Consider the following 22,286-nt stretch of genomic DNA (forward strand, 5'->3'; position numbering starts at 1 on the left):
GAAAGCACCCAGCGACATCGGGTCAGCCAGTCGCAACCGGCGTAGCGTCAGCGCGTGCCGTTCGCCATCTCGTCGCGCCATTTGGCGGGGACGACGGCCTGCCATTCTCGCAGAAGCAGGTTTTTCACGGCGTCCGGATGGGCCGCCGACAGCCGCACCAGCACGATCGGCCAGCCGACGCAGTGGTCCGTCACGTAATACACGTCAGGTTCCGATTCGATCAGCCACGCGCGCTCGTCGGGGCCGACACCTTTCACGACGAGCGTGTCGCCGTCCTCGCGCAGCCGCGCGAGCATCTTGCCCTTCACCTTGAGTGCGGGCGTGCCGTATGACGTGCCTTCCTCGACACCGCGCCACGCCAGCGCGATCTGCCGGACTTCATCGAATGTCACGGTGCCTCCCGGCTGCCTGCCTTCGGTTCACGATCCGGCCACCCTACCGGAATTCGCGATGGTGCGTCGGCCGAAGCGCGCCTATCCGCGCACCGCACGTGCGGCCGTCGACGCACGCCCTGTCGTCGCGACGATTGCGAACGCGATCGCATTCGCGGCGGCACTGGCCAGGATCGGCACGAGATAGCCGCCGCCCGCGTCGTAGATGAAGCCGGCCGCGGTCGGCCCGATCAGCGTGCCGAATGCGACGCTCGTATAAAGCACGCCGATGATCCCGCTCACGTTGCGGCCGCCGAAGTAGTCCATCACGACTGCCGGCAGCACCGCGACCCAGCCGCCATAGAACACGCCGAACACGAGTGCGAACGCTGCAAGCGTCGCGACGGTGCCGGCGCCGGCCCACGCGACGAGCGCGACGGCCATGCCCGCGAACATCGCGAGCAGCGATGTGCGGCGGCCGAAGCGGTCGGCGAGGCCGCCGAGGAAGAAACGGCCGGCCGTACTGCCGACGCCGATCGCGCCGAGCAGCAGCACGGCCGTCGATGACGAGACGCCATGGTCGAGCGCGTACGGCACGAGATGAACGAACGGGACGAACACGCCGAACGAGCAGATGAGGCATGCCGCGTAGAGGCTCGCGAACGAGCGCGACGTGACGGCTTCGCGCACCGTCGCGCCGGCAGCCGGCTTGCGACTCGCGGCTGCACCGGACACCGACGCCCCCGCATCGCGCACGGAAGCGTTCGCGCCACCGCCCTCGACGGGCTCATGCGCCGCCTCCCCATCCGGCAGCAGCCCTCGCCCGCGCGGATCGTTCTCGATCAGCAACGCCATCCCCGCGCCGATCACGACCGCGATCACGGCCAGCGTGATATACGCGCCGCGCCAGCCGACATGCGCGATCAGCGCGGACGCGAGCGGTGGCATCACCAGCGTACCGACGCCGATCCCGGCGACCGCGAGCCCCGACGCGAAGCCGCGCCGGCGCACGAACCAGCGCTGCACGGCACCGACGGCCGGCACGTACGCGCAGCCGACGCCGAGCCCGACACCGAGCCCGTACGCGACATAAACCTGCAACAGCGTATGCGCGACGCCGGCAGCCGCGAGCCCGATGCCCGTCAGCAGCATCCCGGCGACGGCCAGCCGCCGCGAGCCGAAGCGGTCGGCCAGCGGCCCGCTGACGATTCCGAAGCCGAAATACAGGAAGCCGGCGAGCGAAAATACGAGCGAGATCTGCCCGCGCGATGCGGCGAAATCCCGCTGCAGCGACTCGACGAACGCGCTGAACGTATAGGCGCTGCCGAAACCGACGAACGTAACGGCGAACGCGGCCGCAACCACGTACCAGCCGTAGAAAAGGCGCGATGCGCCCGGGCGGTTCATGACGATGCTCCTCTCAGGTTCCACCGGCCGCCGGGCGGCGTCCGGATTGCCTCATGGATATAGTTGAACTATGTTGATCGCATCGGCCGCCGACAGGCAGTCGCGAAGCATGCGATCCGTTACGTCAACGGTACTCGTGCACATGCATCGTCTCAAACGATATTTCGTCGGACTTTCGATTTAGAAAAACTGAATGAATCGTTCTCGCTTGCCGCCTCTCAACCCGCTGCGCGCATTCGAAGCGGCCGCCCGCCACCTGTCGGTGAAGGCGGCTGCCGAGGAGCTGTCGGTCACGCCCGGCGCGGTAAGCCAGATGATCCGCACGCTCGAGACGCATCTCGGCGTACAGCTGTTCGAGCGCGTCAACCGCGGCATCCTGCTCACGGCCGCCGGCCGCGACTACCTGCCGCCGGTGCGCAACGCGTTCCGGCAGATCGCCGATGCGTCGCAGCGTGTGTCGGGCGCCGCCGACAGCGGCGTGCTGACGGTGAGCGTCACGCCATTTTTCGCATCCGCGTGGCTCGTCCCGCGCCTCGCGCAATTCCGCGAGGCGTGCCCGGACGTCGACCTGCAGGTCGTCACGAGCCACGCACTGGCGGATTTCTCGCGCGACGGCGTCGATGTCGCGATCCGTCATGGCCTCGGGCGATACATCGGGCTGTGCAGCGAGCGCCTGCTGACGGTGGAGATCGTCGCGCTCGCGTCGCCCGAACTCGTCGCGCGGCTCGGCATGCCGGCGACGCCGGCCGAACTCGTCGGCTGGCCTCAGTTGCACGACGCCGAGCGCAAGGGCTGGCATATCTGGTTCGGCGCGCAGCGGATCGACGATTTCGGGCCGCCGCGCGGCCCCGCGTTCGACGACTCGGGCCTGTTGCTGCAGGCGATCGTCGCCGGCCAGGGCGCCGGGCTGCTGCCGGCCGCGATGGTGCGCGGCGAGCTGGCAAGCGGCCGGCTCGTGCAGCTCGCCGATGTCGCGTGGCTCGACGATTTCGCGTACTACCTCGTCTATCCGCCGCATCACGCGGAACGGCCAAAGGTTGCCGCCTTTCGCCGATGGATCCTCGACGCCGCACTGGCCGACGGCGCGGCATCGATGTCCGGCGCGGCGTAGCGCCCTCCCTCACGGCGCGCTTCTTCTGCCGATCGGCTAACATGCGGCCCGAAACCGATAACAACAGACCGAGAGAGACCATGCCTGCCCTGCTCCGCCGCGCGACACGCATCGCGACGCTGTCCGCCGCACTCGTCATTGCATGTGCCGCGTTAACGCCTTCCGCGTATGCCTACCGCGCGCCGACCGGCTACGGCAACGAAGCCGATCTCGACCGACACGACACGTATCGCAATCGCGACGGCGAAACCGTGCACGCCCCCGCGCATTCGAAATCGGGCCGCGTGCCCGACGGCGCGAGCGCGCGCTGCCGCGACGGCACGTACAGCTTCAGCCGTCACCGGCGCGGCACGTGCTCGGGGCACGGCGGCGTCGCCGCGTGGCTGTAGCCTCGACCGAATGGCCAATCCGGACCGCTGCAGCCACCCGCCGCTGTCAGCGACACTCGGCGGCGAAGTACAATAGCCGCTCGCGTCGCCGACACGCGGCGACGCCGCCGCGCCCTGCGCGGCACGCTCCGTACCGAATCACCCGACGCCGCCACGCCCGCGCGCTGCGCGGCAGTCTCAACCACTTCTGAATTTCACACCCAAATGGCCCAATACGTTTTCACGATGAACCGGGTCGGCAAGATCGTGCCGCCCAAGCGCCAGATCCTGAAGGACATCTCGCTGTCGTTCTTTCCCGGCGCGAAGATCGGCGTGCTCGGCCTGAACGGCTCGGGCAAGTCGACGCTGATCCGCATCATGGCGGGCGTCGACAAGGACATCGAAGGCGAAGCCACGCCGATGCCGAACCTGAACATCGGCTACCTGCCGCAGGAACCGCAGCTCGACCCGACGAAGACGGTGCGCGAAGCCGTCGAGGAAGGCCTCGGCGACCTGTTCCAGGCCAACAAGAAACTCGAGGAAATCTACGCGGCGTACGCGGAGCCGGACGCCGACTTCGACGCGCTTGCAGCCGAGCAGGCGAAGTACGAGGCGATCCTCGCGTCGAGCGACGGCGGCAGCCCCGAGCAGCAGCTCGAAGTGGCCGCCGACGCGCTGCGCCTGCCGGCGTGGGACGCCAAGATCGAACACCTGTCGGGCGGTGAAAAGCGCCGCGTCGCGCTGTGCAAGCTGCTGCTCGAAAAACCCGACATGCTGCTGCTCGACGAACCGACCAACCACCTCGACGCGGAATCGGTCGACTGGCTCGAGCAGTTCCTGGTGCGCTTCCCGGGCACCGTCGTCGCGGTCACCCACGATCGCTACTTCCTCGACAACGCAGCCGAGTGGATTCTCGAACTCGACCGTGGCCACGGCATTCCGTGGAAGGGCAACTACAGCAGCTGGCTCGACCAGAAGGAAGAGCGCCTGAAGCAGGAAGAAGCGTCGGAATCGGCGCGCCAGAAGGCGATCAAGAAGGAACTGGAGTGGGTGCGCCAGAACCCGAAGGGCCGCCAGGCGAAGTCGAAGGCGCGTATCGCGCGCTTCGAGGAGCTGAGCAGCCAGGAATACCAGAAGCGCAACGAAACGCAGGAAATCTTCATTCCGGCCGGCGAACGCCTCGGCAATGAAGTGATCGAGTTCAAGAACGTCAGCAAGTCGTTCGGCGACCGCCTGCTGATCGACAATCTGAGCTTCAAGATCCCGGCTGGCGCGATCGTCGGCATCATCGGCCCGAACGGCGCCGGCAAGTCGACGCTGTTCAAGATGCTGACCGGCAAGGAACAGCCGGATTCGGGCGAAGTCGTGATGGGCCCGACGGTGAAGCTCGCGTACGTCGACCAGAGCCGCGATGCGCTCGACGGGTCGAAGACGGTGTTCGAGGAAATCTCGGGCGGCGCCGACGTGCTGACGGTGGGCAAGTACGAAACGCCGTCGCGTGCGTATATCGGCCGCTTCAACTTCAAGGGCGGCGACCAGCAGAAGATCGTCGGCAACCTGTCCGGCGGTGAACGCGGCCGTCTGCACCTCGCGAAGACGCTGATCTCGGGCGGCAACGTGCTGCTGCTGGACGAACCGTCGAACGACCTCGACGTCGAAACGCTGCGCGCGCTGGAAGACGCACTGCTCGAATTCGCGGGCTCGGTGATGGTGATCTCGCACGATCGCTGGTTCCTCGACCGGATCGCGACGCACATCCTCGCGTTCGAAGGCGATTCGCAGGTCACGTTCTTCGACGGCAACTACCAGGAGTACGAAGCCGACAAGCGCGCGCGCCTCGGCGAGGAAGCCGCGAAGCCGAAGCGCCTGCGCTACAAGCCGATCAGCCGCTGACCGGCTCGGCCCGGGTGCCCGGCACCGCGATCACGCGGGGCCGGTGCCGAAGCGGGCCGCTTCCGGAACGGCACAACGAAGAAGCGGGCTCACGGCCCGCTTTTTTTATCCCGCGTTGCGTCCCCGCCGCTTACACCAGCGCGCCCAGTTCACGCAGGCGTGCTTCGGTGGCCGCCGCGCTCGTGTGATGAATGCCGTGCCAGCCGAGCGCCGTCGCGGCCGCGGCGTTCTTCGCGTTGTCGTCGATGAACACGAGTTCGTGCGGTACGATGCCCGGCAGGTGCGGCTCGATCCGAGCATGCATCTCGCGATAGATCGCCGGATCGGGCTTCACGAGCTTCACACGCCCCGACACGACGATCTCCTTGAAACGCCGCAGCACCGGGAAGTTGTCCCACGCATACGGAAACGTCTGCGCGGACCAGTTCGTCAGCCCGAACAGCGGCATCCCCTGCGCGTCGAGCCGGTCGACAAGTGCGGCGCCTTCGTCGAGCACACCGCCGATCATCTCGTGCCAGCGCGCGTAGAACGCGCGGATCAGTGTCTCGTGCTCCGGGAACTTCGCGACGAGCTCGGCCGTGCCTTCCTCGATCGTCTGCCCGCCGTCCTGGCGGACCACCCAGTCCATCGCGCAAACGTGCGTGAGAAACCAGCGACGCTCCGTGTCGTCGGGAATCAACTCCCGGTAAAGATACTCGGGGCTCCAGTCGATCAGCACGCCGCCAAAATCGAACACCACGGCCTTGATCGTCATGCGAACTCCGTCGAAAGAACGTCCGCGAGCGGACGCGGCGTCACCGGGTTGCCCGACAGCGAATTGTTTTGCCATACGAAGTGATGGTGCGCGACGATCTGCGCGGCCGACAGGTGCGTGCGCTCGTTCGTCGTGTGCAGGTCGGACACGACCGTCGTCCGATAGCCGAGCAGCGCCGCACGGCGCGCGGCCGAATCGACGCAGAACTCGGTCGCATAGCCGCAGATCAGCACCGAACGGATGCCGTGGCGGTCGAGCTGCGCCGCGAGCGGCGTGTCGTGAAACGAATCGCTCACCTGCTTGCGCACGCGCCAGTCGTCGTTCCCGACGACCAGCCCCGCATGCAGCTCCCAGCCCGGCGTGCCGGGCACGATGTCGTCGTCCGCATCGCCATCGTGCTGCACGAAGCACACGGGCGCGTTCGCCGCGCGCGCCGCCGCCGTCAGCCGGTTGATGCCCGATACCACGTCGTCGAGCCGGTAAGCGGGCTGCGCCCGCTCCACCAGCCCGCGCTGCATGTCGACCACGATCACTGCGGTGTCCGCCATTGCCTGCCCTCGGTTGTGTCGTTCGGCCGTTGTCCGGCCGTTATCGCGTGTTGTGTCAGATCGGCTGCGTGCGCATGTCGAGCCATGCCTTGGCATCGCCGCTCAGGTGCCGGCCGACACGCTCGCGCACGGTCGCGTGATACGTGTTCAGCCATGCGCGCTCGTCGTCGTGCAGCATCTCGATCAGCACGCAACGCGTGTCGATCGGGCACAGCGTCAGCGTCTCGAATGCGAGGAAATCGCCGAATTCCGTCTGCCCGGCCGCGCGGTTCACGACCAGGTTCTCGATCCGGATGCCCCACTGGCCGGGACGGTAAACGCCCGGCTCGATCGACGTGATCATGCCCTCTTCCATCGCCGTGTGCGGCTCGGCCGGCGCGTAGTGCGAGATCACCTGCGGGCCTTCGTGCACGTTCAGGAAGTAGCCGACACCATGCCCCGTGCCGTGGCCGTAGTCGAGCCCGGCCGCCCACATCGGTGCGCGCGCGATCGCGTCGAGCATCGGCGAGCGGATGCCGCGCGGGAAGCGTGCTCGCGACAGCGCCATCATCGACTTCAGCACGATCGTGAAGTCGCGCCGCTGCAGGTCGCTGACGGTGCCGACCGGCACGACGCGCGTGATGTCGGTCGTGCCCGTCACGTACTGGCCGCCCGAATCGATCAGCAGCAGGCCGTCGCCGGCGATCGTCGCGTGCGACGCCGGCGTCGCGTGGTAGTGCGGCATCGCGCCGTTCGCATTGAAGCCCGCAATCGTCGCGAAGCTCGCCGACACGTAGCCGGGGCGCCGGGCGCGGGCGGCCGTGAGCTTTTCCTCGATCGTCAGCTCGGTGATCGTCTCGCGGTTCACCGCCTGCTCGAACCACGTGAAGAATTCCGCGAGCGCGGCGCCGTCGTGTTCCATCGTCACGCGCACGTGCTCGATCTCGGCCGACGTCTTGCGCGACTTCGCGAACGTCGACGGATTCACGGCCTCGACGAGCTTCACGCCGGCCGGCACGGCCTCGAGCGTGCCGAACGTCACGCGGCGCGGGTCGATCAGCAGCGTCGCGCCGTCAGGCAGCGACGCGAGCGCGGCGCGCGCGGCGTCGTAGGCGCGAACGTCGACGCCATCCTTCGCGAGCGACGCGGCCAGCGCCGGCGACACCTTGCCGTCGGCGACGAACAGCGTCGCGCGATCGGCGCCGATCATTGCGTGCGCAACGAATACGGGATTGAAGTTGACGTCGGCGCCGCGCAGGTTGAACAGCCATGCGAGGTCGTCGAGCGTCGAGACGAAATGCCATTGCGCACCCTGCGCGCGCATCGCGCGGCGCACTTCCGCCAGCTTGCTCGCGCGCGTCGTGTCGGCCTGCGGCGCCGCGTGCTCGAACACCTTGTCGCCGGGGAGGCCCGGCCGCTCGGGCCAGATCGCGTCGAGCAGGTCGAGATCGGTGCGCAGCGCGATGCCGCGTGCATTCAGCGCCCCCGTCAGCCCGCGTGCGGCCGCGACGCCGAGCACGGCGCCGTCGACGCCGACCGTCGCCCCTGCCGCCACGTTCTGCGCGAGCCAGTCGACGTGCGGCGCGCTCTGCTGGCCGCCCGTCATCTTCATCAGTTGCACGCCCGTGCCGGCCAGTTCGGCATCGGCCTGCACCCAGTAGCGGCTGTCGACCCACAACCCCGCGAAATCCGCGGTCACGACCAGCGTGCCGACCGAGCCCGTGAAGCCGGACAGCCAGCGACGGGCCTGCCAGCGCTCCGGCAGGTACTCTGACAGATGGGGATCGGCGGACGGCACGAGATAGGCGGCCAGGTCCTCGCGGGCCATGGCGCCACGCAGCAGCGCGAGGCGGGCCGGCACCGGCGAGACTTCGGGAAGACGGGCATTCATGATTTCACCTGAGAACATTCAGCGACGGGCCGACAGCGTAACCGTCACGGCTACGACGAGGAACGCGACACCGGTGCAGACCGGCCATTCGAGCGTCTCGCCATCGTAAAACAGTCCCGAGAGATTGCCGGCCATGCGGGCCGCACCCGCGCCGACGATGCCGGCGAGCACGGCGATCCACCACGCCGGCCGGCCCGTGCGCCGCATCGGATGCAGCCATCGGCCGAACAGCCCGACGGCCGCTCCCAGGACAAGGATTCCAAACCAGTTCATTCGACGCCTTCTATAAATTCAGATTCGTCCCATAGGCGTGAACGTTGCCAGCGGCTAGCATCGATTCATCCATCGAACCCGAGACCAGCCGGGTGCCGCCAACATTCGAGTGTAGGGGCCGACTCGACGTTATGGCAAGCGCGCGCCGGCTGCCGTATTGAAGAAATTCTCATGCGAATCGCTCTGATCGATCCGGAAGCGCGCCATGCCGCGCTCCTGAACCGCCTGCTCTTCGCAGGCGGTCACGTGTGCCACGCGTTTCCGTCCAGTGCGGCGTTCTTCGAGTGGCTCGCCACCGACACCTGCGACATGCTGATCACCGGCCATTGGGCCGGCGACCAGCCGGCCGAGGAAGTCATTCCGCGCGCGCAGACCATCCTGCCCGGGCTGCCGGCCATCGCCGTGATGCAGTTGCCGCGCGAAAGCGAAATCGTGTCGTGCCTGCATGCGGGCGCCGACGATTGCCTCGTGCGCCCCGTGAGCGGGCCCGAGATGCTCGCGCGCGTCAACGCGCTGAGCCGGCGCGCCGGCGTGCGCCGGGCACCCACCCGCTCGCGCGAAATGTATGGCGAATACGCTTTCGACGCCACGCACTGCCTCGTTCGCTTCGGCGACGCAATCGTTTCACTCACGCCGAAGGAGTTCCGGTTCGCGCAGCTGCTGTTCACGAACCTGTCGCGGCCGGTGTCGCGCGCCCATATCCTCGAAACGGTGTGGGCGCGCCGCCGCGACATGAAGTCGCGCACGCTCGATACCCACGCGTCCCGGCTGCGCAGCAAACTGCAGCTGCTTCCGGAGCGCGGCTACCGGCTGCTGCCGCTTTACGGCTACGGCTATCAGCTCGACCGCGTGCCGATCGAACCCCCAAATTCCCGGCCCCGGCACGCTGATGCCCGGTATGCGGCGAGTGAGGAAATCGCTGAAACGCTATAATATGGGGCTAAACGATAGCCCTCGATATGCAACTCCTCACGATCGGAATCAATCACCACACTGCGCCTGTCGCCCTGCGCGAACGCGTGGCGTTTCCGCTCGAGCAGATCAAGCCGGCTCTCGTCACGTTCAAGAACCTGTTTCTCGGCCCCCAGGCGCCCAATACGCCCGAAGCGGCGATCCTCTCCACCTGCAATCGCACCGAACTGTATTGCGCGACCGACGATCGTGCGGCACGCGAAGGCGCGATCCGCTGGCTGTCGGAGTATCACCGGATCCCGGTCGACGAACTCGCGCCGCACGTCTATGCGCTGCCGCAGTCGGAAGCGGTCCGGCACGCATTCCGCGTCGCATCCGGCCTCGATTCGATGGTGCTGGGCGAAACCCAGATTCTGGGCCAGATGAAGGACGCCGTCCGCACCGCGACGGAAGCCGGCGCACTCGGCACCTATCTGAACCAGCTGTTCCAGCGCACCTTCGCGGTAGCGAAGGAAGTGCGCGGCACGACCGAAATCGGCACGCAGTCGGTGTCGATGGCCGCCGCCGCGGTGCGCCTCGCGCAACGGATCTTCGAAAAGGTGTCGGATCAGCGCGTGCTGTTCATCGGCGCCGGCGAGATGATCGAACTGTGTGCGACGCACTTCGCCGCGCAAGGCCCGCGCGAACTCGTCGTCGCGAACCGTACGGCCGAACGCGGCCAGCGGCTCGCCGAGCGCTTCAACGGCCGTGCGATGCCGCTCGCGGATCTGCCGACCCGCATGCACGAATTCGACATCATCGTGTCGTGCACGGCGTCGACGCTGCCGATCATCGGCCTCGGCGCAGTCGAGCGCGCGGTGAAGGCACGCCGCCACCGGCCGATCTTCATGGTCGACCTCGCGGTGCCGCGCGACATCGAGCCCGAAGTTGGCAAGTTGAAGGACGTGTTCCTCTACACCGTCGACGATCTCGGCGCGATCGTGCGAGAAGGCAATGCATCGCGTCAGGCTGCAGTCGCGCAGGCCGAAACGATCATCGAAACGCGCGTGCAGAATTTCATGCAATGGCTCGACACGCGCAGCGTCGTGCCTGTGATCCGTCACATGCATACGCAGGCCGACGCACTGCGCCGGGCCGAAGTCGACAAGGCGCAGAAGCTGCTCGCGCGCGGCGACGATCCGGCCGCCGTGCTCGAAGCGCTGTCGCAGGCGCTGACCAACAAGCTGATCCACGGCCCGACGAGCGCGCTCAACCGCGTGAACGGCGCCGATCGCGATTCGCTGATCGACCTGATGCGCGGCTTCTACCAGCACGCACCGCGCTCGAACGACCAGTCCGGCCACTAGCGCCGGCCGATCGCCCTGCCGCCGGCCGCGCGCCGACCTATCCTTTCCGAATACCCCTTGCCCGGGAGCGCCGCTCCACACCATGAAGACGAGCATGCAACGCAAGCTCGACCAGCTGTCCACACGGCTGGCCGAACTGAACGACCTGCTGAGCCGCGAAAACGTCACGGCCGACCTCGACCAGTACCGCAAGCTCACGCGTGAACATGCGGAACTCGGCCCGGTGGTCGAACAGTACGCGCTGTGGCGCCAGTCGCGCAGCGACGAGACGGCTGCACAGGAACTGCTCGGCGATCTGTCGATGCGCGACTTCGCGGAAGACGAAATCCGCAGCGCACGCGAGAGCATGGCCCGTCTCGAGACCGAGCTGCAGAAGATGCTGCTGCCGAAGGATCCGAACGACGACCGCAACATCTTCCTCGAAATCCGTGCGGGCACGGGCGGCGACGAATCGGCGCTGTTCGCGGGCGACCTGCTGCGCATGTACCTGCGCTTCGCGGAACGCCAGCGCTGGCAGGTCGAAATGATGTCGGAAAGCGCGTCGGATCTCGGCGGCTACAAGGAAGTGATCGTGCGGATCGCGGGCCAGGGCGCGTATTCGCGCCTGAAGTTCGAATCGGGCGGCCATCGCGTGCAGCGCGTGCCGGCCACCGAAACGCAGGGGCGCATCCACACGTCCGCGTGCACGGTCGCGGTGATGCCGGAAGCCGACGAAATCGGCGAGGTCGAGATCAATCCGGCCGACCTGCGGATCGACACGTTCCGCGCGTCCGGCGCGGGCGGCCAGCACATCAACAAGACCGATTCGGCGGTGCGCGTCACGCACATCCCGACCGGGATCGTCGTGGAGTGCCAGGACGACCGTTCGCAACACAAGAACAAGGATCGCGCACTGAAGGTGCTCGCCGCGCGCATCAAGGACAAGCAGTATCACGAGCAGCACGCGAAGGAAGCCGCGACGCGCAAGAGCCTGATCGGCTCCGGTGACCGTTCGGAGCGGATCCGCACGTACAACTTCCCGCAGGGCCGGATGACCGATCACCGGATCAACCTGACGCTGTACCGGCTCGAAGCGCTCATGGACGGCGACCTCGACGAACTGATCAGCGCGCTGGTCAGCGAACACCAGGCCGAACTGCTCGCGTCGCTCGGCGATGCCGACTGAGGCCGCGATGCCCGACACCACCGCCGACGAACTGCTTCGCGCGTCGCCGCTCGACGCGGTCGATGCGCGCGTGTTGCTCGCGCACGCGCTCGGCTGGACCCGCACGCAACTGATCACCCGCGGCGACGCGCCGCTCGACATGGCCGCGGTCGAACGCTACCGCGCGCTCGAGGCGCGCCGCCTGGCCGGCGAGCCCGTCGCACAGCTCGTCGGGATACGCGAATTCTTCGGCCGGCCGTTCGACGTGACGCCTGACGTGCTGATTCCGCGCCCCGAAACCGAACTGCTCGTCGAAGCCGCACTCGATGCGATCGACGGGCTGCCGCATCCGGCCGTGCTCGATCTCGGCACGGGCAGCGGCGCAATCGCCGTATCGATCGCCGCCGAACGTCCCGATGCGCGCGTGTGGGCGCTCGACCGTTCGCCGGCCGCACTCGAAGTGGCGCAACGCAACGCCGGCAAGCTGCTCGACGCGCGCCGCCCCGGCGGGCCACTGCACTGGCTGGAGAGCGACTGGTATGCGGCGCTCGATCCGGCACTCGCATTCGACGCGATCGTCAGCAACCCACCGTACATCGCGCAGCACGATCCGCACCTCGAGCAAGGCGACCTGCGTTTCGAGCCGCGCGGCGCGCTCACCGACGATGCCGACGGCCTCAGCGCGATCCGCACGATCGTCGCGGGCGCCGGCTCTTATCTGAAACCGGGCGGCACGCTCTGGATCGAGCATGGCTACGACCAGGCCGAGGCCGTGCGCGCGGTGCTCGCCTCGCACGGCTTCGTCGCGGTCGAATCGCTCGCCGATCTGGCCGCCATCGAACGCACGACAGGCGGCCGCCTGCCGGGCTGATGCCCGGCCCGCCCGGTTGAAATCCGCTATCATTTCGATCTAACGCCCCGCAAACGCAAGGTCAGTCATGGACACCCAACAACGTATCAAGCAAATCGTCGACGAAAACCAGGTCGTGCTCTTCATGAAGGGCAACGCGCAATTCCCGATGTGCGGCTTTTCGGGCCGCGCCATCCAGGTGCTGAAGGCCTGCGGCGTCGACCAGTTCAAGACGGTCAACGTCCTCGAAGACGACGAGATCCGCCAGGGCATCAAGGCATTCTCGAACTGGCCGACCATCCCGCAGCTCTACGTGAAGGGCGAATTCATCGGCGGCTCGGACATCATGATGGAGATGTACCAGTCGGGCGAACTGCAGCAACTGTTCGCCGCCGCGTAATACGCCCCTCCTTTCGATGGCATCTCCCAGCGCGCCGCCACGCCGGCTGATCGTCGCGATCACCGGCGCCACCGGCGCGATCTACGGCGTACGGCTGCTCGATCTGCTGCGCGCCGCCGGCGGCGTCGAAACGCACCTGCTGATTTCGAACGCCGGCTGGCTCAACATCCAGCACGAACTGAAGCTGTCCAAGGCGGAGGTCGAAAGCCGTGCGGACGTCGTGCATTCGGTGCGCGACGTCGGCGCGACGATCGCATCGGGGTCGTTCGCGACCGACGGGATGGTGATCGCACCCTGCTCGATGAAGACGCTCGCGAGCGTCGCACACGGGCTGTCCGACAACCTGATCACGCGCGCAGCCGACGTCACGTTGAAGGAGCGCCGCCGCCTCGTGCTGATGGTGCGCGAAACGCCGTTCAACCTCGCGCATCTGCGCAACATGACCGCCGTCACCGAAATGGGCGGCATCGTCTTCCCGCCGCTGCCCGCGTTCTACGCGATGCCGAAGACGATCGAGGAACTCGTCGACCAGACCGTCACGCGCGTACTCGACCTGTTCGCGCTCAGCGCACCGCTGACGACACCGTGGGCCGGCATCCGGCACGCGCAGTAAGCACACATTCGACGATCCATTCGTCGCGCATCTGCGCCGATTTTCACCGAAATTCATTCAATTTCACGCATACAGCATCCAGCTGCCGTGATGCGCATAGCGCCGCCCCGATTATCAACAAACAAGCGTCAATCAAATTCACGATCGCTGATTTATCAATACCCGGTGCGCGCCTATAGTCACAGGCAAATCCCTTTGCAGGCCACCACCATGAACCGCTTGCCTTCGCTCTACCTGTCCCACGGCGCTCCGACGCTGCCGATCGACCCGACGCTGCCGTCCAGCGCATTCACGCATCTCGCCGCCGAATTGCCGCGCCCGCGCGCGGTGCTGATGCTGTCCGCGCACTGGGGCACGCAGCGCCCCGTCGCCAGCATTGCCGCGCATCCGGAAACGATCCACGATTTCTACGGCTTTCCTCAGGCGCTGTACGACATCCGTTACCCGGCGCCCGGCGCGCCCGACGTCGCCGAACGCGCGGCCGGGCTGCTGAATGCGGCCGGCATCGAGACCGCGACGACCGAGCACGGCCTCGACCACGGCGCGTGGGTGCCGATGCTGCTGATGTTCCCGGAAGCCGACGTGCCGGTGGCGCAGCTGTCGATCCAGCCGCGCGCGGATGCCGCCCACCACTTCGCGCTCGGCCGCGCGCTGCGACCGCTGCGCGACGAAGGCGTGATGGTGATCGGCTCGGGCCAGATCACGCATAACCTGCGCGCCGCCGATTTCGGTGCGGCACCGGAGGATGCAGATCCGCGTGTCGCGGAATTCACCGACTGGTTCGAGGCGAAGCTGGCCGCGCGCGACCTCGACGCGCTGCTCGACTACCGCCGGCAGGCGCCGCACGCGGCGCTGATGCATCCGACCGACGAGCATCTGCTGCCGGTGTTCACGGCACTCGGCGCAGCGGACGACGACTACCAGCTCGGCATCCAGTCGCTCGGCACCTACCAGCGCGTGCTTGCGATGACGAACTACGTGTTCACCGGCACGACCGCCTGAGCGGTTGCGCGGCAGCCGCCGACCGCCCAACAAAAAACCCGCCCGAGCATCGCTCGAGCGGGTTTTTTTACGCTGCTTGCTGCCGCCGCCGAATCCGGCGGCAGGTCACGCGTCAGGCACCGACCCCTTCGAGGATCTCGTCGTGCGATTCACGCTCGTCGAGATACTGGGTCCGGTAGCCGGTATTCACGCCCCAGAAGTAGAACACCAGCGAGATCGCCGCGACGACCACCATGTCCCAGCCGTACGGCAGCACGCCGTGGCCGCCGAATTCCTTGCTGCCGATCAGCGACAGCACGGCCATCGTCGGCAGGTACGCGACCAGCCACCAAGCGGCCTTCAGGTCGGCGCCCCAGCCGGTCCAGCCCGACTTCGCCTGGAAGTAGAAATACACCGGCAGCGCGACGATCATCAGCAGGATGATCTCGCCCGTCAGCGGCCACTTCGCCCAGTACAGGATCAGCGACGCGCACACGAATGCGAACGGGGCGATCAGCTTCATCAGCGGAATCGACAGCGGACGCTCGATGTCGGTCGCCGAACGGCGCAGCGCCATCAGGCTGATCGGGCCGGTCAGGTACGAAATCACCGTCGCCACCGAGATCACTGCCGCGAGCGAGCTCCAGCCGCGGAAGAAGAACAGGAAGATGAACGAGACCAGCAGGTTGAACCACATCGCCTGGCGCGGCACGCCGTAGATCGGGTGCACGTTGCCGAACATCTTCGGCATCGTATTGTTGCGCTCCATCGCGTAGATCATGCGGGTGGTCGTCGCCATGTAGGTCGTACCGGTGCCGCTCGGGCTGATGAACGCGTCGACATACAGCAGGATCGCGAGCCAGTTCAGGTTCAGCGCGATCGCGAGTTCCGCGAACGGCGACGAGAAGTTGAAGTGCGCCCAGCCCTTCGCGACGTCGGCCGGATTCACCGAGCCGATATACGCCATTTGCAGCAGCACGTAGATCACGAGTGCGAGCAGGATCGACGTGATCACCGCGAACGGCACGCTGCGCGACGGGTTGCGCGCTTCACCAGCCAGGTTCACCGGGCTCTGGAAGCCGTTGAACGCGAACACGATGCCGCTCGTCGCGACCGCGGTCAGCACAGCCGACCAGCCGTACGGCGCGAAGCTGGCATTGGATGCAGTGCCGAGGTTCTCCGAGTGGAAGCTCGTCAGCATCAGGCCGAGGATCGTGAGGCCGGGGATCAGGAACTTGAAGATCGTGATCGCGGTGTTCGCCCGCGCGAAGGCCTTGACGCCCCAGTAGTTCAGCATGAAGTAGATGACGACCAGCACGGCCGACAACAGCAGGCCGAGCGTCTGTAATTCACCGTTCACGAACAGTGCGTGCGCCCACGGATACGGCCACGTGCTCATGTACTGGATCGACGCTTCGGCCTCGATCGGGATCACGGATACGATCGCGATCCAGTTCGCCCACGCACTGATGAAACCGACCAGCGAACCGTGCGAGTAGCGCGCGTAGCGCACCATGCCGCCCGACTCGGGGAACATCGCGCCCAATTCCGCGTAAGTCAGTGCAATTGCGAGAATCACCACAGCGCCGATGATCCATGCGCAGATCGCCGCCGGACCGGCAATCTTCGCGGCCTTCCAGGCGCCGAACAGCCAGCCCGAGCCGATAATCGAACCCAACCCTGTCAGCATCAATGCAAACGGGCCGATGTTCCGTTGAATAGAACTCTTCACATCCTCTCCTGTGTCTCAAAAAGCATGGTCGGCCCGCGGTCCGGGATCGGCTCGGACAGCACCGCGCACGCAATTTTGGGGGGACGCGTCACCCGATCGGGGCAACCCGTCCACGCGGCGCGTAGTTTAACGGTTGCACCTCAAACGTGGCGCCAAAATCGTTCGGCCCCTACAAAAAATTCGCATCGTTTGCAAGCTTTGTAAACCTGATATACGCAATAACCCTGAGTCCATGGAAATACGGTTGACCACGCGATTGATAAGCCGTATAAAGGACTTCGCAGGATTTCAAGCGGCGAGTGAATTGGTTCTTTCGTAGTTCGCCCATCAACGGTACTCCGGTTGGTCCTATTACCCCTTCCTTGATTTTCCGCACCCCATGGGCCTCGGCCCCGTTTTATTTTTTTAGGAACAAGTAACATGGCAACCGGTACCGTCAAGTGGTTCAATGACGCAAAGGGCTTCGGCTTCATCACCCCGGAAGGCGGCGGCGACGATCTGTTCGCGCACTTCTCGGAAATCCGCGTCGAAGGCTTCAAGACGCTGCAAGAAAACCAGAAGGTTGAATTCGAAGTGAAGACGGGCCCGAAGGGTCTGCAAGCTGCGAACATCCGTCCGGTCTAAGCTTGGCGCGATAATTCGTGAAAAAAAGCCCCGCTTCGGCGGGGCTTTTTGCTTTTCGGCGCCGGTCGACCGGCATGGCGGCCTTTCAGCCGCCCGCATTCAACCGAACAATCGCTGCGCGTGAATGCCCAGACCTATCGCGACACTCGCGAGGCGGTCGCCGAACACCGGTTGCGCATCAGGGAACGCTCCCGCCAGCGCGCCCGACAGGAACGCGAGCCCCGTCGAGCCGCCGGTGAAATACAGGGCGCCGACATCGCGCGGCGCCACGCCCGCCAGCCGCACCGTCTCGCGCGCGGCGTCGACGATGCGTGCGGTGTCGTCGCGGCTCGCGTCGACGAGCCGGTCGGCATCGAACGCGATCTGCAGATCCTCTTCCACGTCGTTCAGGTCGATCATCGTCTCCCCGCCCGCCGCGACACCGATCTTCGCTTCTTCCGCACGCGCCATCAGCGCATGCCCGAGCCGCTGCTCGACCACGCTCGTGAGCCGGTCGTACTGCTGCACCTCTCGGTACAGGTGCTTCATCAGCTTCAGCTCGCCGAGCCGCTTCGGCGTGTAGACCGTGTTGATCAGGTGCCAGGTGGCGAGATCGAAGTAGATCTTGTTCGGCAGCTCGCGACCTTCGGGGTCGAGCGAACGGTAGCCGAATGCGGGCAGGATCGCCGCCAGCTCGACGCGCCGGTCGTAATCGGTGCCCGCGACGTGCACGCCGTGGTGGGCCAGCACGTCGTCCTTGCGCTCGAGCCGCGCCATCCGTTCAGGCCCGACGCGCACCAGCGAGAAGTCGGACGTGCCGCCGCCGATGTCGGCGACGAGCACAAGGCGCTCCGCCTGCTGGCGCGACTCGTAGTCGAACGCGGCCGCGATCGGTTCGTACTGGAATTGCACGTCCGTGAAGCCGACCGATCGCGCGGCGGCCTCGAGCTGGTCCTGGGCGAGGCGGTCGGCGCGCGGATCGTCGTCGACGAAGAATACCGGCCGGCCGAGCACCGCACGGCCGATCGGCGCGCCCGCGCGGGCTTCGGCCTTGCGCCTCAGGTGCGTCAGGAAGCGCGCGATGATTTCGGTGTACGCGATCGCGCTGCCGTCGCCGAGATCGGTCGTCGTTTCCGCGAGCGGCGAGCCGAGGATGCTCTTCATCGAGCGCATCAGCCGGCCGTCGAAACCGTCGATATAGGAAGCCAGCGCCGCACGGCCGTATTCGACCGTCTCTTCGTCGTTGTTGAAGAAGATCGCGGTGGGCAGCGTCAGGTGGTCGCCCTCGACGGGCGCGAGGCGCATGCCGTCGCCGTCGGGCAGCGCCACGGCGGAATTGGACGTGCCGAAATCGATCGCGCAGTAAGTCATGGGAAGTTGCCGCAGCAGGGCCGGCGCGAAAACGGAAAGGACGGGCTTTTTAACATGAAGCCCGCGGGATCACAACCGGGGCCGGCCACCGGTGCCGCGCAACGGGCTTCGGCCTGACGGCGCGCGGCCTGGCGCGCCGGGGGAAACATGCGGGCGGGATGCGCGATGCAGCCCGTCCGCCAGGCAGGTCAGGCTGCCGCGTCGAAACCCTTCTTCCACGCGCCCGCATAGACGACCTCGCCGATCGCATGGCGCGTGCGCGGCGCCTTCTCGCGATCGCGCAGCACCGGATCGAGCTTGTCGACGTTGCCGTAGTGACCGAGCGAGATGATCGACGGAATCGCGACGTCGGCCGGAATCGCGAACGCATCGCGGAACGCCTTCGCGTCGAAGCCGCTCATCTGGTGGGCAGCCAGGCCCAGCGCGTGCGCCTGCAGCACCAGCGACATCGCGGCGGCGCCCGCGTCGTACAGCGCGGTGGGAGCCGGTTCACCCTTCGGCGTGAGCGTGTGCGCGGTCACCGCGATCAGCACGGGCGCCGGCGCATTCCAGCCCTGGTTGAACGGCACCAGCGTCGCGAACGCGCGTTTGAATGCGTCTTCGTCCTGCTTGCGGTCGAAAACGATGAAGCGCCACGGCTGCGCGTTGTAGGCAGACGGCGCCCAGCGGGCGGCTTCGAGCACCGCGTGCAGATCGCCGGCGCTGATGGCTTCATCCGAATACGCGCGCGGGCTCCAGCGGCCCGCGATCAGGTCGTGAATCGAAACAGTGGTGGGAGCAGGTTTGACGGACATGCGGTTCCTCGCTGACATCGATGAAGGGGCGCGAACGCCTCGCGAACCGCAAGCATACCCGCTTGAGCCGATGCGCGCCGGATCCTCCCGCGCTAAGCAAATCGCCGTGCGTGCATTGCCCGGCCATCCGCCGCGCGGCCGGCCGGGCGATCGAATGGCCGCGCTCAGGCCGCCTGCGCGGCCGCGCGGGACGGGCCGCGGTTGATCCGCAGCACGATCAGCGCGCCGATGATGCACAGCCCGCCCGAGATCATCGACGCGATCGTATAGGTGCCGAGGCTCGCGCGCAGCAGCCCCGCGCCGAGCGCCGCGAACGCCGCGCCGAGCTGGTGGCCGGCGACGATCCAGCCGAACACGACGGGCGCCGCGGCCTTGCCGAACACGTCGGTCGCGAGGCGCACGGTCGGCGGCACGGTCGCGATCCAGTCGAGCCCGTAGAACATCGCGAACAGCGGCAGCCCGAAGAAATCGATCCCGAACGCGTGCGGCAGGTAGATCAGCGACAGCCCGCGCAGCCCGTAGTACCAGAACAGCAGCACGCGGTTGTCGTAACGGTCGGACAGCCAGCCCGACAGCGTCGTGCCGAACAGGTCGAACACGCCCATCGCCGCGAGCAGCGACGCGCCCTGCACTTCCGTCATCCCGTAGTCGCTGCACATCGCGATCAGGTGCGTGCCGACGTAGCCGTTGGTGCTCGCGCCGCAGATGAAGAAGCTGAAGAACAGCAGCCAGAAATCGCGCGAACGGCTCGCCGTCAGCAACGTACGGAACGCGACCGCGAGCGGGTTCTCCTTCGACGCCTCGGGCGCGGGCGGCGCATCGGCCGGCTCGCCGTACGGGCGCAACTGCACGTCGGCCGGCCGTTCGGGCAACAGGAATGCGACCAGCGGAATCACGATCGCGGCCGCGACCGCGACGACCAGCACGACCGGCCGCCAGCCATGGCGCTGCGCGATCGCCGCGAGCATCGGCAGGAATACGAGCTGGCCGGTGGCCGTGCTCGCGGTCAGGATCCCCATCACGAGGCCGCGCCGCGCATGGAACCAGCGCGTGACGAAGGTCGCGGACAGCGTCAGCGCGACCACGCCCGTCGAGCAGCCGACCATCAGGCCCCAGATCACCACCATCTGCCAGCTCTGCGTCATCATCGACGACAGCGCGACGCCCGCGCTCATCGTCACGAGCGCGGTGAGAATGGTCGGACGCAGCCCGAAGCGCTGCATCGCGGCAGCCGCGAACGGGCCCGTCAGTCCGTACAGCGCGATATTCACCGAGATCGCCAGCGAAATCGCCGCGCGGCTCCAGCCGAGCTCGCGTTCGAGCGGCACAATCAGCACGCTCGGCGTCGCGCGCGTGCCGGCCGCCGCCAGCAGGATCAGGAATACCACCGCCGCCGCGAGCCATCCGTAGTGGAAGCGCCCGCTGATTCGTGTCACCGCCCAGTTCATCTTCGCGTTCTCCAGTTGGCGGCTCCGGTGCCTCCGCACCCGCGCCGCTCGCCCTGCCAGGCCACCTCCGCCGCACGCTGCATCGGCTGACCCGGGCCGACGCTTGGCATTTGTCTGTTGATCCGACCAGCATTGTTACCGACCGGTCACAAGTGTGTTGCGATCGTAGTGACCAATCGGTAACATGTCAAGCAATCCAATATGCAGTCGAGGGTCATCATGTCGGGCATCGAGATCGCCAAACCGCTGCCGCGCCGCACGCGCCGGCCGATCGACGGCGCCACCGCGCAGGAGCACCTGCTGCGCGCCGCCGAGGAGCTGTTTTACAAGGAAGGCGTCCGGACGGTGGGCGTCGAGGCGGTCGTGGAGCGGGCGGGCGTCAACAAGATGAGCCTGTATCGGCAGTTCTCGTCGAAGGACGAGCTGATCCTCGCGTACCTGGAGCGGATGGATGCATGTTTCTTCGACCGCTTCAACACGAGCATCGCGAAGCACCCGGGCCAGCCGAAAGCGCAACTGATCCAGTATTTCGTCGATCTCGCCGAGCGCGCGACGCAGAAGGATTACCGCGGCTGCCCGTTCGTCAACGTCGCGGCCGAATTCCCGGATGCGTCGCACCCGGCGCGCGAGCGCGTCGCGCAGAACAAGGAACAGCTGATGAAGCGGCTCGTCGCACTGTGCGAAGACGCCGGCGCGCGGCAGCCGCAGGCGCTCGCCGACTCGCTCGCGCTGGTGATCGAAGGCATCTACGCGGCAAGCCAGACCTACCGGCACGGCGAAACGCCGATCGGCGTCGCGCCCGCGCTCGTCACGCAGTTGATCGAGGCCGCCTGCGCGTGACGGCGCGCCCGCTACAATGCGGCCCTCGCCGCCCTTTCGCCCGACTGGTTTCACGATGACCGACACCCGCTCCGAATCGCACGACGACATCCTCGCCGCCACGCGGCACTGGCTCGCGCGCGCGGTGATCGGGCTCAATCTGTGCCCGTTCGCGAAAAGCGTTTATGTGAAGGAACAGGTGCGCTACGCGATCAGCGAAGCGACGTCGCTGGAAGACGCGCTCGCCGAACTCGAAACGGAGCTGCGCGCGCTCGACGCGGCGGACCCGCAGCAGGTCGACACGACGCTCTTGATCTTCCCGCATGCGTTCGCCGATTTCATCGACTACAACGATGCGCTGTTCTTTGCCGACCGGCTGGTGCGGCAACTGCGGCTCGACGGCGTGCTGCAGATCGCGAGCTTCCATCCGGACTACCGGTTCGAGGGCAGCGAGCCCGACGACATCGAGAACTACACGAACCGCGCGCCGTATCCGATCCTGCACCTGCTGCGCGAGGACAGCATCGCGCGCGCGGTCGACGCGTTCCCGGACGCGTCCGCGATCTACGAAAGGAATCAGGAAACGCTGCGGCGCCTCGGCCATGACGGCTGGCGCGAGTGGATGCGCCGGCCGGGCGACGACGTCTGACGCGACGGGCACCGGGCACCGGGCACCGG

Annotated in this window: 23 protein-coding genes; 13 read left to right on the top strand and 10 right to left on the bottom strand. The window is 66.8% G+C overall.

What is annotated here, in order from left to right; genetic code table 11:
* Positions 1–47: 47 nt before the first annotated feature.
* Positions 48–392: an MmcQ/YjbR family DNA-binding protein gene (locus F3J15_RS25575; RefSeq protein WP_166894799.1), complete on the bottom strand. Its 345-nt coding sequence runs from the start codon at positions 390–392 to the stop codon at positions 48–50.
* Positions 393–473: 81 nt separating this feature from the next.
* On the bottom strand, positions 474–1,778 hold the full coding sequence (locus F3J15_RS25580; RefSeq protein ID WP_166894800.1) for an MFS transporter: 1,305 nt from the start codon (positions 1,776–1,778) through the stop codon (positions 474–476).
* A gap of 193 nt (positions 1,779–1,971) precedes the next feature.
* Here F3J15_RS25580 and gcvA point away from each other — a divergent pair, with 193 nt between their 5' ends.
* From gcvA to ettA, 3 genes are all read left to right on the top strand, one after another.
* The gene (gene gcvA, locus F3J15_RS25585) at positions 1,972–2,889 is read left to right on the top strand and encodes a transcriptional regulator GcvA (protein WP_069247023.1); all 918 of its coding nucleotides are present in this window, start codon (positions 1,972–1,974) and stop codon (positions 2,887–2,889) included.
* 80 nt (positions 2,890–2,969) lie between these two features.
* Positions 2,970–3,278 carry a DUF3761 domain-containing protein gene (locus F3J15_RS25590; protein ID WP_069247022.1) on the top strand — a complete coding sequence of 103 codons (309 nt, stop codon included), beginning with the start codon at positions 2,970–2,972 and terminating at the stop codon, positions 3,276–3,278.
* 204 nt (positions 3,279–3,482) lie between these two features.
* A complete protein-coding gene (gene ettA / locus F3J15_RS25595) occupies positions 3,483–5,150 on the top strand; it encodes an energy-dependent translational throttle protein EttA (protein WP_027783420.1) in 1,668 nt (555 codons plus the stop codon).
* A gap of 130 nt (positions 5,151–5,280) precedes the next feature.
* On the opposite strand, the gene F3J15_RS25600 is transcribed toward ettA, so the two are convergent.
* The 4 genes from F3J15_RS25600 to F3J15_RS25615 are packed head-to-tail and all read right to left on the bottom strand — an operon-like array spanning position 5,281 to position 8,595.
* Complete coding sequence (locus F3J15_RS25600; RefSeq protein ID WP_166894802.1) at positions 5,281–5,904, bottom strand: HAD-IA family hydrolase; 624 nt, start codon at positions 5,902–5,904, stop codon at positions 5,281–5,283.
* On the bottom strand, positions 5,901–6,452 hold the full coding sequence (locus F3J15_RS25605; RefSeq protein WP_166894804.1) for a cysteine hydrolase family protein: 552 nt from the start codon (positions 6,450–6,452) through the stop codon (positions 5,901–5,903). The genes F3J15_RS25600 and F3J15_RS25605 overlap by 4 nt, the downstream gene beginning before the upstream one ends.
* 55 nt (positions 6,453–6,507) lie before the next feature.
* Entirely contained in the window at positions 6,508–8,322 is a 1,815-nt protein-coding gene (locus tag F3J15_RS25610) for an aminopeptidase P family protein (RefSeq protein WP_069249210.1), read from the bottom strand.
* Between the two features lie 18 nt (positions 8,323–8,340).
* Complete coding sequence (locus F3J15_RS25615; protein WP_039352130.1) at positions 8,341–8,595, bottom strand: hypothetical protein; 255 nt, start codon at positions 8,593–8,595, stop codon at positions 8,341–8,343.
* A gap of 171 nt (positions 8,596–8,766) precedes the next feature.
* Here F3J15_RS25615 and F3J15_RS25620 point away from each other — a divergent pair, with 171 nt between their 5' ends.
* From F3J15_RS25620 to F3J15_RS25650, 7 genes are all read left to right on the top strand, one after another.
* Positions 8,767–9,528, top strand: a complete 762-nt coding sequence (locus tag F3J15_RS25620) for a response regulator transcription factor (RefSeq protein WP_166894806.1) — start codon at positions 8,767–8,769, stop codon at positions 9,526–9,528.
* Positions 9,529–9,554: 26 nt separating this feature from the next.
* Positions 9,555–10,853 (top strand): glutamyl-tRNA reductase, encoded by a 1,299-nt coding sequence (gene hemA / locus F3J15_RS25625; RefSeq protein ID WP_069247018.1) that lies wholly within the window; start codon positions 9,555–9,557, stop codon positions 10,851–10,853.
* An 82-nt stretch (positions 10,854–10,935) separates the two neighbouring features.
* Complete coding sequence (gene prfA, locus F3J15_RS25630; RefSeq protein ID WP_039352121.1) at positions 10,936–12,018, top strand: peptide chain release factor 1; 1,083 nt, start codon at positions 10,936–10,938, stop codon at positions 12,016–12,018.
* A 7-nt stretch (positions 12,019–12,025) separates the two neighbouring features.
* On the top strand, positions 12,026–12,868 hold the full coding sequence (prmC, locus tag F3J15_RS25635; protein WP_166894809.1) for a peptide chain release factor N(5)-glutamine methyltransferase: 843 nt from the start codon (positions 12,026–12,028) through the stop codon (positions 12,866–12,868).
* A 67-nt stretch (positions 12,869–12,935) separates the two neighbouring features.
* Complete coding sequence (gene grxD / locus F3J15_RS25640; RefSeq protein WP_011350791.1) at positions 12,936–13,247, top strand: Grx4 family monothiol glutaredoxin; 312 nt, start codon at positions 12,936–12,938, stop codon at positions 13,245–13,247.
* A gap of 16 nt (positions 13,248–13,263) precedes the next feature.
* The gene (locus tag F3J15_RS25645) at positions 13,264–13,860 is read left to right on the top strand and encodes a UbiX family flavin prenyltransferase (RefSeq protein WP_166894810.1); all 597 of its coding nucleotides are present in this window, start codon (positions 13,264–13,266) and stop codon (positions 13,858–13,860) included.
* A 210-nt stretch (positions 13,861–14,070) separates the two neighbouring features.
* The gene (locus tag F3J15_RS25650; RefSeq protein ID WP_166894812.1) at positions 14,071–14,862 is read left to right on the top strand and encodes a class III extradiol ring-cleavage dioxygenase; all 792 of its coding nucleotides are present in this window, start codon (positions 14,071–14,073) and stop codon (positions 14,860–14,862) included.
* Between the two features lie 112 nt (positions 14,863–14,974).
* Here the strand turns inward: F3J15_RS25650 and F3J15_RS25655 are convergent, their stop codons facing one another.
* Complete coding sequence (locus F3J15_RS25655; RefSeq protein WP_069247015.1) at positions 14,975–16,573, bottom strand: APC family permease; 1,599 nt, start codon at positions 16,571–16,573, stop codon at positions 14,975–14,977.
* A gap of 420 nt (positions 16,574–16,993) precedes the next feature.
* Between F3J15_RS25655 and F3J15_RS25665 the strand changes: the two genes are divergently transcribed.
* Complete coding sequence (locus tag F3J15_RS25665) at positions 16,994–17,197, top strand: cold-shock protein (RefSeq protein WP_006477070.1); 204 nt, start codon at positions 16,994–16,996, stop codon at positions 17,195–17,197.
* A gap of 99 nt (positions 17,198–17,296) precedes the next feature.
* Here F3J15_RS25665 and F3J15_RS25670 read toward each other — a convergent pair whose 3' ends face one another.
* The 3 genes from F3J15_RS25670 to F3J15_RS25680 all read right to left on the bottom strand — a co-directional run bounded on the left by F3J15_RS25670 (position 17,297) and on the right by F3J15_RS25680 (position 20,789).
* A complete protein-coding gene (locus F3J15_RS25670) occupies positions 17,297–18,547 on the bottom strand; it encodes an Hsp70 family protein (protein ID WP_166894814.1) in 1,251 nt (416 codons plus the stop codon).
* 188 nt (positions 18,548–18,735) lie between these two features.
* Positions 18,736–19,341, bottom strand: coding sequence for a nitroreductase family protein (locus F3J15_RS25675; protein WP_166894816.1), 606 nt, complete (start codon positions 19,339–19,341; stop codon positions 18,736–18,738).
* 164 nt (positions 19,342–19,505) lie between these two features.
* Positions 19,506–20,789 carry an MFS transporter gene (locus F3J15_RS25680; protein WP_166894818.1) on the bottom strand — a complete coding sequence of 428 codons (1,284 nt, stop codon included), beginning with the start codon at positions 20,787–20,789 and terminating at the stop codon, positions 19,506–19,508.
* Between the two features lie 219 nt (positions 20,790–21,008).
* Here F3J15_RS25680 and F3J15_RS25685 point away from each other — a divergent pair, with 219 nt between their 5' ends.
* Positions 21,009–21,629 carry a TetR/AcrR family transcriptional regulator gene (locus tag F3J15_RS25685; protein ID WP_166894821.1) on the top strand — a complete coding sequence of 207 codons (621 nt, stop codon included), beginning with the start codon at positions 21,009–21,011 and terminating at the stop codon, positions 21,627–21,629.
* 55 nt (positions 21,630–21,684) lie between these two features.
* The gene (locus F3J15_RS25690) at positions 21,685–22,257 is read left to right on the top strand and encodes a DUF1415 domain-containing protein (RefSeq protein WP_166894820.1); all 573 of its coding nucleotides are present in this window, start codon (positions 21,685–21,687) and stop codon (positions 22,255–22,257) included.
* Positions 22,258–22,286 lie beyond the last annotated feature (29 nt).

The sequence above is a fragment of the Burkholderia sp. Ap-955 genome, from assembly GCF_011753045.1.
Lineage (GTDB): Bacteria > Pseudomonadota > Gammaproteobacteria > Burkholderiales > Burkholderiaceae > Burkholderia > Burkholderia lata_D.